Consider the following 7611-nt stretch of genomic DNA (forward strand, 5'->3'; position numbering starts at 1 on the left):
CCGCACGATGTTTGACTGGATGGTATGGACCACTCCCGTTGCCGTGTTCTTCAGCTGCATCGCGCTGATGCTGGTGGGCATGACGGTGTGGGAGATCAAGTCACCCACGGTGCTGCGCAAGGGCTTTTTGCCGATCGCCACCACGCGCGGCGACCGGCTGTTCATCGGGCTGCTGAGCGCGGCCTACATCAACCTGGCCTTCGTCGGGCTGGCGGGCCACCTCGCCGAGTGGCTGTCGCTGGAGAGCGAGCCCAGCGTGTGGATCAGCTTTGTGCTGTCGATGGGCGTGCTGGCGCTGGTGATGCGCAAAGGCTGAGCATTCTTCGGTATCCGGCCCGGCGCTGCCCCGGGGCCGTGGTGACCTCAACCGCAACGCGGGGCAGCGCGATTCACTCCCGATCATCGACCGCTAGAAGGAGACAAGCGATGAAGATGCGTTACACCGCCCTGGCCCTGGCCGCTGCCTGCGCGCTGGGCAGCACGACCGCCTGGTCCGGCGAAGCCGAGGCCAAGAAGTGGGTGGAGGGCGAGTTCCAGCCCTCCACGCTGAGCAAGGACCAGCAGATGGCCGAGATGAAGTGGTTCATCGATGCCGCGGCCAAGCTCAAGGCCAAGGGCATCAAGGAGATCTCGGTGGTGTCGGAGACGATCACCACCCACGAGTACGAGTCCAAGACCATGGCCAAGGCCTTTGAGGAGATCACCGGCATCAAGGTCAAGCACGACCTGATCCAGGAAGGCGACGTGGTCGAGAAGCTGCAGACCTCGATGCAGTCGGGCAAGTCCATCTATGACGGCTGGATCAGCGACTCCGACCTGATCGGCACGCACTACCGCTACGGCAAGGTCCTCAACCTGACCGACTACATGGCTGGCGCCGGCAAGGACTTCACCAACCCGGGTCTGGATCTGAAGGACTTCATCGGCACCAAGTTCACCACCGCCCCTGATGGCAAGCTCTACCAGCTGCCCGACCAGCAGTTCGCCAACCTGTACTGGTTCCGCGCCGACCTGTTCGCCCGCAAGGACCTGCAGGACAAGTTCAAGGCCAAGTACGGCTATGAGCTGGGCGTGCCGCTGAACTGGAGCGCCTACGAGGACATCGCCGAGTTCTTCACCAACGACGTCAAGACCATCGACGGCAAGCCCATCTACGGCCACATGGACTACGGCAAGAAGGACCCGTCGCTGGGCTGGCGCTTCACCGACGCCTGGCTGTCGATGGCGGGCACCGCCGACATCGGCACGCCCAACGGCCTGCCGATCGACGAGTGGGGCATCCGCGTGGCCGACGACAAGTGCACGCCGGTGGGCGCCTCGGTCGAGCGCGGTGGCGCCACCAACTCGCCGGCGGCGGTCTATGCGCTGACCAAGTACGTCGACTGGATGAAGAAGTACGCGCCCAAGGAAGCCACCGGCATGACCTTCGGCGAGGCCGGCCCGGTGCCGGCCCAGGGCCAGATCGCGCAGCAGATCTTCTGGTACACCGCCTTCACCGCCGACATGACCAAGAAGGGCCTGCCGGTGGTCAATGCCGATGGCACGCCGAAGTGGCGCATGGCTCCCGGCCCCAACGGCCCGTACTGGAAGCAGGGCATGCAAAACGGCTACCAGGACGTGGGCAGCTGGACCTTCTTCAAGGACCATGACGCCAACCGTACTGCTGCGGCCTGGCTGTACGCGCAGTTCATCACCGCCAAGACCACCAGCCTGAAGAAGACCATCGTCGGCCTGACGCCGATCCGTGAGTCCGACATTCAGAGCAAGGCCATGACCGACCTGGCGCCCAAGCTGGGCGGCCTGGTCGAGTTCTACCGCAGCCCGGCCCGCGTGGCCTGGAGCCCGACCGGCACCAACGTGCCCGACTACCCGAAGCTGGCCCAGCTGTGGTGGAAGAACGTGGCGCAGGCGGTGACCGGCGAGAAGACACCGCAGGGCGCGATGGACAACCTGGCCAAGGAAATGGACGACGTGCTGGCCCGCCTGGAGCGCGCCGGCATGGCCAAGTGCGCGCCCAAGCTCAACAAGAAGGAGGACGCCAAGAAGTGGCTCTCCGACAAGGCCGCACCGTGGGCCAAGCTGGCCAACGAGAAGCCCAAGGGCGAGACCATCAACTACGACAAGCTGCTGGGCGCCTGGAAGGAAGGCCGCGTGCGCTGAGCACCGGTCGGCCACCGTCACACCCACACGAGGCGCCTTCGGGCGCCTTTTTTCGTGCCGACGGGGGCTTCGCCAGCGGCGGGTCTGCGCCATAGTTGGCGGCCGGCCCCGGCGCCGCGGCCCGCCAGCGCTATGCTCCGCCTATGATCCAGCGCCCACCGCCATGGCGGGCGGCAGTACCCATGGACTCATTCGACCGCGACGACGGCTTTGCCCACGACCTCGCCCTGCTGCATGCGCCGCAGGATCTGCGTGCCGCCCAGGCGCTGGCCCAGGCGCTGGCCGCGCAGGGCGCCACACTGGCCTGGCGGCCCGGCCAGCCGCCTGAGGGCGGCCGCCTGGACGACGAACTGGCACGCACCCGCTGGGTGCTGCTGCTGTGGTCGGCCGCGGTGGCCGAGCTGCCCGAACAGGTCGATCGCGCCCGCCTGGCCCTGCAGCGCCACGCGCTGATGCCGCTGCGCCTGGACCCCACGGCCTTGCCCCCGGGCCTGGAGCGGGTGCCCGTGGTGGCGCTCAGCGGCTGGCAGGGTGACACCGCCGAACCGGTGTTCACCGGGCTGATGCGGGCCCTGATGCCGCTGGTGCTGCCGCCGCGCAGTCCGGCAGGGCCTCCAGCCGTGGCTGCTCCCGCGGCCGAGCCGCGCCGCTGGTGGCAGGTCTGGCGCCGCGACCCCGAGCCGGCCCCTGACCTGCGTGGCAGCCTGCGCCAGGCCCTGGGGCCCCCCGAGGAGCCGTTTGAGCGCACCGTGCCGCTGATCCGCCCCCCGTTGGCGGGGCTGCCCGAGGCGGTGGCCGAGCCGGCGCTGCGGCGCAGCGATCTGGCGCCACCGCGCGACGACGGCCTGCCCGTCTGGGTGGGTGCTGCCGCGCCGCGCCATGCGGCGCCGGGCCAGCACTTCGCGGTGCGCCTGGGCCTGTTCACCGAGCCGATGCGCGAGCGCATGCTGGCGGTGCTGGCCCACCTGGCCGACGAGGCCGAGCTGGCGCCGCGCCCCGATGCGCCGGCCTCGGTCTGGCTCGCGGGCGCGCCGATCACCATCGCCATCGACGGCGGCCCGGATCTGGTGGTCTCGCCGCCGCTGCGACGCCTCAGCTGGAACGGCCAGTCCGACCTGGCCAGCTTCAATGTCAGCGTCAACCCCGGCACGCCGATGGGGCCGCAGACCCTTCACCTGCAGGTGCTGCTGGCCGGCTTGCCGCTGGCCTACCTGAGTCTGCCGCTGCGCATCGAGCGCGCCAACATGGCCACCGCGCTGGCGGTGCCGGTGGTCGAGTTGCCACGGCCGCTGCCGCGCTCGCTGTGGGTGGCGGTGGCCACCGCCGATGCCGCCACCGTGGCCGAGCGGGTCAGCCAGGCCCTGGCCCAGGCCCCGGGTCTGCGTCTGCGGGCCGGCGATGCGATGCACACCGTGGCCGAGCGCGAGCGCGCCATGGCCGCCTGCGACGCGATGCTGTTGTGCTGGTCGCTGGCCGCGGTCACCGATGCCGAGGTGATCCGCATGCTGCGCCACGGCTGGTCGCGCCTGGGGCCCGAGGCGGTGCTGCCGATGCCGCTGGCCGACCCCGAGGCGGTCTGGCCGCCGCAGGAGTTTTCCGAGGGCCAGTGGCTGGAGCGCTACCGCATGGCCTGGGCCGCGCTGGCGCCGCCGCTGGAGCTGCAACTGGCCGACGAGCCCGAGACCGAGGTCGGCCCGCTCAGTCGTCGTTGATCCGTCGGCGCTGATCAGCGCCCGCCGGTGACGTCGATGATCGCGCCGGTGGTGTAGACCGCCTCGTCCGACAGCAGCCACAGGATGGCCGGCGCCACCTCGTCGGCCGTGCCCAGGCGCCCCATCGGGATCAGGTGCAGGCTGTTCGCCACGCGCGCCGCATGGCCGCCGCTGGCATGGATGTCGGTGTCGATGATGCCGGGGCGCACGCCGTTGACGCGCACGCCCTCGGTGGCCACTTCGCGCGCCAGGCCCACCGTGAAGTGGTCGATCGCCGCCTTGCTCATCGAGTAGTCCAGGTACAGCCCCGGCGAGCCCACGCGCGCCGCGCCCGAGCTGAGGTTGACGATCGCGCCACCCTGGCCGCCATGCCGTGTGCTCATGCGGCGCACCGCCTCGCGCGCGCACAGCAGGCTGCCGCTGAGGTTGGTGCGCCACATCCGGTCCAGGCGCGCGGCGCTCATCTCGTCAACGCGCGCGGCCACGTCGATCACACCGGCGTTGTTGACCAGCGCGCCCAGCGGGCCAAGCTGAGCGTCCACCGCGTTGAACAGGGCCACCACCTGGGCCTCGTCGGCGACATCGGCCGGCACGACGATCGCGCGGCGTCCATGTGCGCGCACCTGCTCGGCGACAGACTCGGCGGCGGCGGTGTCGCGCACGCAGTTCACCGCCACATCCCAGCCGCGTTGGGCGGCCAGGCGGGCGGTGGCGGCGCCGATGCCGCGGCTGGCACCGGTGATCAGGACAACACGGGAGGGCGGCATGGTCAGGGCTCCACAGGGCAGCCCCGAGTGTCGCAAGAACCGAGCGTGCCGGCCGGGCCCGCGCGCCGCGGCTAGCGGCTGGTGGCGAGCGTGGTGTTGCGGCTGCGGGTCTGCTCGGCGACGAGGTAGGCCTGCATCTCGGCGGCGGAAATGTAGCCGTCGCGGTCGGTGTCGATGCGCTGCCAGTCGCGGGTGGTGGGCGCGGTGGGCGCGGCGGCGGTGGCCGTGCGTTCTGTGGCCGCAGCGGGGTTGGCCAGCGCGGTACCGGCCAGCGTGGCCAGGGCCACAGCGAACGAGGCCGGGGCGAGGTGGCGGATCGAGATCGTCATCATCAGCTCCATCGGTGTCAGGGGTTGGTGAAGGGGGATCGACGCGTCGCGTGTCGTGGACGCCGCGACGCGCCGGAAAGTTCCCCTCACCCTGGCGACCGCAGGTCGATGCTCAGCCGGCGCGTACCCGGTTGCGGCCGGCCTGCTTGGCGCGGTAGAGCGCGCGGTCGGCCTGGTCGAAGAGCGCTGCCATGTCGTGCGGCGGCGCCATCGCCAGGCCGATGCTGACGGTCACGCGCAGGCCGGCCTGGTGCTGGCCCCAGTCGGTGCGCTCAACCTGTTCGCGCAGGCGCTCGCAGACCTCGGTGGCGCGGTGCAGGTCGGTGTCGGGCAGTGCCACCAGGAACTCCTCGCCGCCGATGCGCGCGATCAGGTCGGCCGAGCGAGTGCCCTGGCGCAGGCGCTGCGCCAGCTCCACCAGCACGCGGTCGCCCACCCGGTGGCCGAAGCGGTCGTTGATCGACTTGAAATGGTCGATGTCGATCAGCACCAGCGCCAGCTCGCTGCGCTGCTGCTCGGCCTGGCGCAGCAGGCGCGGCAGGTGCTCGTCCAGGTAGCGCCGGTTGCCCAGACCGGTCAGTGCGTCCTGGCTGGCGCGTACCGCCAGCTCGGCCGCGCGGGCGCGTTCGATCTGCGCTTCCAGCCGGGCGCGCTCGGCCTGCAGACGGCTCAGCTCGGCCTCGGTGCGGGTGACCAGCAGCGCCGACTGGGCGCGCAGCTGCTGGGCCATGCGCCGACGCAGCAGCTGCTCGCCAGCCTCGTGGTGGCGCAGCGCGGCGGCGGTGTCGCCCAGCAGCTTGCTGGCGCGGTACATGGCGTGGTGCAGGCGAATCTGCGTGGCGGCCGGCACCTGGTCCAGGGCGTCGCTGGCCATGGGCTGCAGGCGCTCGAGCACCCGCGCCGCCTGGTCGCCGTGCAGGTCGCCTTCGGCCAGGGTGCAGCGGATGCGCCAGACCTGCGCCTGGTGGCCGCCCTGTTCAGCGGCGGCCAGCGCGCGGTGGAGCAGCGGCTCGGCCTCATCCAGGCGGCGCTGGTGCAGCAGGATCTCGCCCAGGTTGCCTTCGATGAACACGCGGTGAAAGGGCTCGCCGGTCAGCGCTGCCATCGCGGCCGCTTCGCGGGCGTAGCTGGCGGCGCGCTCCAGTGTGGCGCTGGCGTCGGTCTCGTCGATGCCGTCGCGCAGCAGGTGGTAGGCGCCGATCGTCACCGCGGCCAGGTTGTTCAGCGTGATCATCAGCGCCTGCGCGCCGCCATCCAGCCGGGCATGCGACAGCGCCTCCAGCATGATGCGCTCGGCCTGCCAGGGGTCGCCCATGCGCTCGTAGCAGGCGCCCATGGCGTTCAGCGACAGCGCCAGGTCGGCCGATCGCTCGCCGCTGCGGGCGCGCTCCACGCCTTCCACCGCCCAGGCCATGGCCTCGGCGTGGCGGCCGGTCTCGGAGGCGGCCAGCACGGCCCAGCGCAGACACTCGTCCAGGTCAAGGCGGCCGGCGCTGTCGCGCAGCTCGGGCCAGCAGCGCGCGAACAGCGTGACCAGCTCCTCCAGCCGCCCCAGGCGGAACAGGCAGAAGGCGCAGCGGTGCGCGGCTTGCAGGCGCAGCGCGCGGTCGGTGGCGGTGTCCAGCGCTTGCTGCGCCAGGGCCAGCGCGTGCGACAGCTCACCACCGGCCGCCGCCTCGACGGCGGCCTCCAGCAATCGGGCGGGCGTTGTCGATGGCGCTAACGGGTCGGCGGGGTGGGGGTACGGCATGTCGTCGCAGGTCCCGAAGGGCAATGACCCATGCTGACACCAAGTGACCAAATGCAACAGCCCCGCGGACCCGAGTGGGTGTGATGCATTTGGTGGCGGGCAGGGCGGCGTGACGCCGTCCCCCGCGTTCGGCACCGGGATAACCCGGTAATACAATCGATTGCAAATGGGCGATGATGCGGCCCGTCGCCACCAGACCGCTGCCCGCGCTGCCATGAACGCCCCCGTCCCCGCCCCAGCCCAGGTCGGCTTCGACCAGGCCCCCCGCCGCCACCCGATCGGCCTGGCGGTCGTGGCCCTGCTGCACGTGGTGGTCGGCTACGCGCTGGTCAACGGCCTGGCGCGCAAGATCGTCGAGGTGGTCAAGGCCCCGATCGAGACCAAGATCATCGAGGAGGTCAAGCCGCCGCCCCCGCCGCCGCCCGAGAACCTGCCGCCGCCGCCGAAGAACCTGCCGCCGCCGCCGTCCTTCGTGCCGCCGCCCGAGGTCAACGTGGCGCCGCAGCCGACCAACGCGCCGACGATCACCACCACCAATGTCGCGCCGCCGCCCGCCCCGGTGTTCGCGCCCGCAGCGCCGCCCGCGCCGCCGGCCCCGCCCGCGCCGCCCAAGCCGCAGGCCCGCCCGGCGCAGATCGACGTGGGCAGCTGCGCCAAGCCCGAGTACCCCGGCGCCGCCGCGCGCGCCGAGGCCACCGGCATCACCCGCATCCGCTTCACGGTCGATGCCGAGGGCAAGGTCTCGAAGGCCGAGATCACCGGCCCTTCGGGCTCGAGCCGCGAGCACCGCCTGCTCGACCGCACCGCGGTCGATGCGCTGAGCGCCTGCAAGTTCAAACCCGGCATTGACGAGGCGGGCAAGCCCGTCGGTGCCTTCGCCAACGTCGAATACG

General features: G+C 71.4%; 7 protein-coding genes. 4 read left to right on the forward strand and 3 right to left on the reverse strand.

Translation table 11 applies throughout. The annotated features are described in order from the left end of the window. Positions 1–7: 7 nt before the first annotated feature. From KAK06_RS15475 to KAK06_RS15485, 3 genes are all read left to right on the forward strand, one after another. Entirely contained in the window at positions 8–316 is a 309-nt protein-coding gene (locus KAK06_RS15475; protein ID WP_210803026.1) for a DUF2160 domain-containing protein, read from the forward strand. A 110-nt stretch (positions 317–426) separates the two neighbouring features. Next, a complete protein-coding gene (locus KAK06_RS15480; protein WP_210803027.1) occupies positions 427–2160 on the forward strand; it encodes an ABC transporter substrate-binding protein in 1734 nt (577 codons plus the stop codon). Between the two features lie 182 nt (positions 2161–2342). After that, positions 2343–3872 carry a hypothetical protein gene (locus KAK06_RS15485; protein WP_210803028.1) on the forward strand — a complete coding sequence of 510 codons (1530 nt, stop codon included), beginning with the start codon at positions 2343–2345 and terminating at the stop codon, positions 3870–3872. 14 nt (positions 3873–3886) lie between these two features. Here the strand turns inward: KAK06_RS15485 and KAK06_RS15490 are convergent, their stop codons facing one another. The 3 genes from KAK06_RS15490 to KAK06_RS15500 all read right to left on the reverse strand — a co-directional run bounded on the left by KAK06_RS15490 (position 3887) and on the right by KAK06_RS15500 (position 6718). Beyond that, positions 3887–4639 carry an SDR family oxidoreductase gene (locus KAK06_RS15490; RefSeq protein WP_210803029.1) on the reverse strand — a complete coding sequence of 251 codons (753 nt, stop codon included), beginning with the start codon at positions 4637–4639 and terminating at the stop codon, positions 3887–3889. A 71-nt stretch (positions 4640–4710) separates the two neighbouring features. Continuing rightward, on the reverse strand, positions 4711–4968 hold the full coding sequence (locus KAK06_RS15495; protein ID WP_210803030.1) for a hypothetical protein: 258 nt from the start codon (positions 4966–4968) through the stop codon (positions 4711–4713). Between the two features lie 112 nt (positions 4969–5080). Further along, on the reverse strand, positions 5081–6718 hold the full coding sequence (locus KAK06_RS15500; RefSeq protein WP_210803031.1) for a GGDEF domain-containing protein: 1638 nt from the start codon (positions 6716–6718) through the stop codon (positions 5081–5083). Positions 6719–6932: 214 nt separating this feature from the next. Here KAK06_RS15500 and KAK06_RS15505 point away from each other — a divergent pair. Beyond that, positions 6933–7611, forward strand: a 679-nt coding sequence (locus tag KAK06_RS15505; protein WP_247652897.1) for an energy transducer TonB, incomplete at its 3' end; no start/stop codon positions are given.

Source organism: Ideonella aquatica (assembly GCF_018069755.1).
Classification (GTDB): Bacteria; Pseudomonadota; Gammaproteobacteria; order Burkholderiales; family Burkholderiaceae_C; genus Ideonella; species Ideonella aquatica.

What these genes read in the sequence shown, in the direction of transcription:
- KAK06_RS15490 (WP_210803029.1), bottom strand. Translation starts at nt 4,639, where the DNA reads ATGCCGCCCTCCCGTGTTGTCCTGATCACCGGTGCCAGCCGCGGCATC.
- KAK06_RS15485 (WP_210803028.1), top strand. Translation starts at nt 2,343, where the DNA reads ATGGACTCATTCGACCGCGACGACGGCTTTGCCCACGACCTCGCCCTG.
- KAK06_RS15480 (WP_210803027.1), top strand. Translation starts at nt 427, where the DNA reads ATGAAGATGCGTTACACCGCCCTGGCCCTGGCCGCTGCCTGCGCGCTG.
- KAK06_RS15495 (WP_210803030.1), bottom strand. Translation starts at nt 4,968, where the DNA reads ATGACGATCTCGATCCGCCACCTCGCCCCGGCCTCGTTCGCTGTGGCC.
- KAK06_RS15475 (WP_210803026.1), top strand. Translation starts at nt 8, where the DNA reads ATGTTTGACTGGATGGTATGGACCACTCCCGTTGCCGTGTTCTTCAGC.
- KAK06_RS15500 (WP_210803031.1), bottom strand. Translation starts at nt 6,718, where the DNA reads ATGCCGTACCCCCACCCCGCCGACCCGTTAGCGCCATCGACAACGCCC.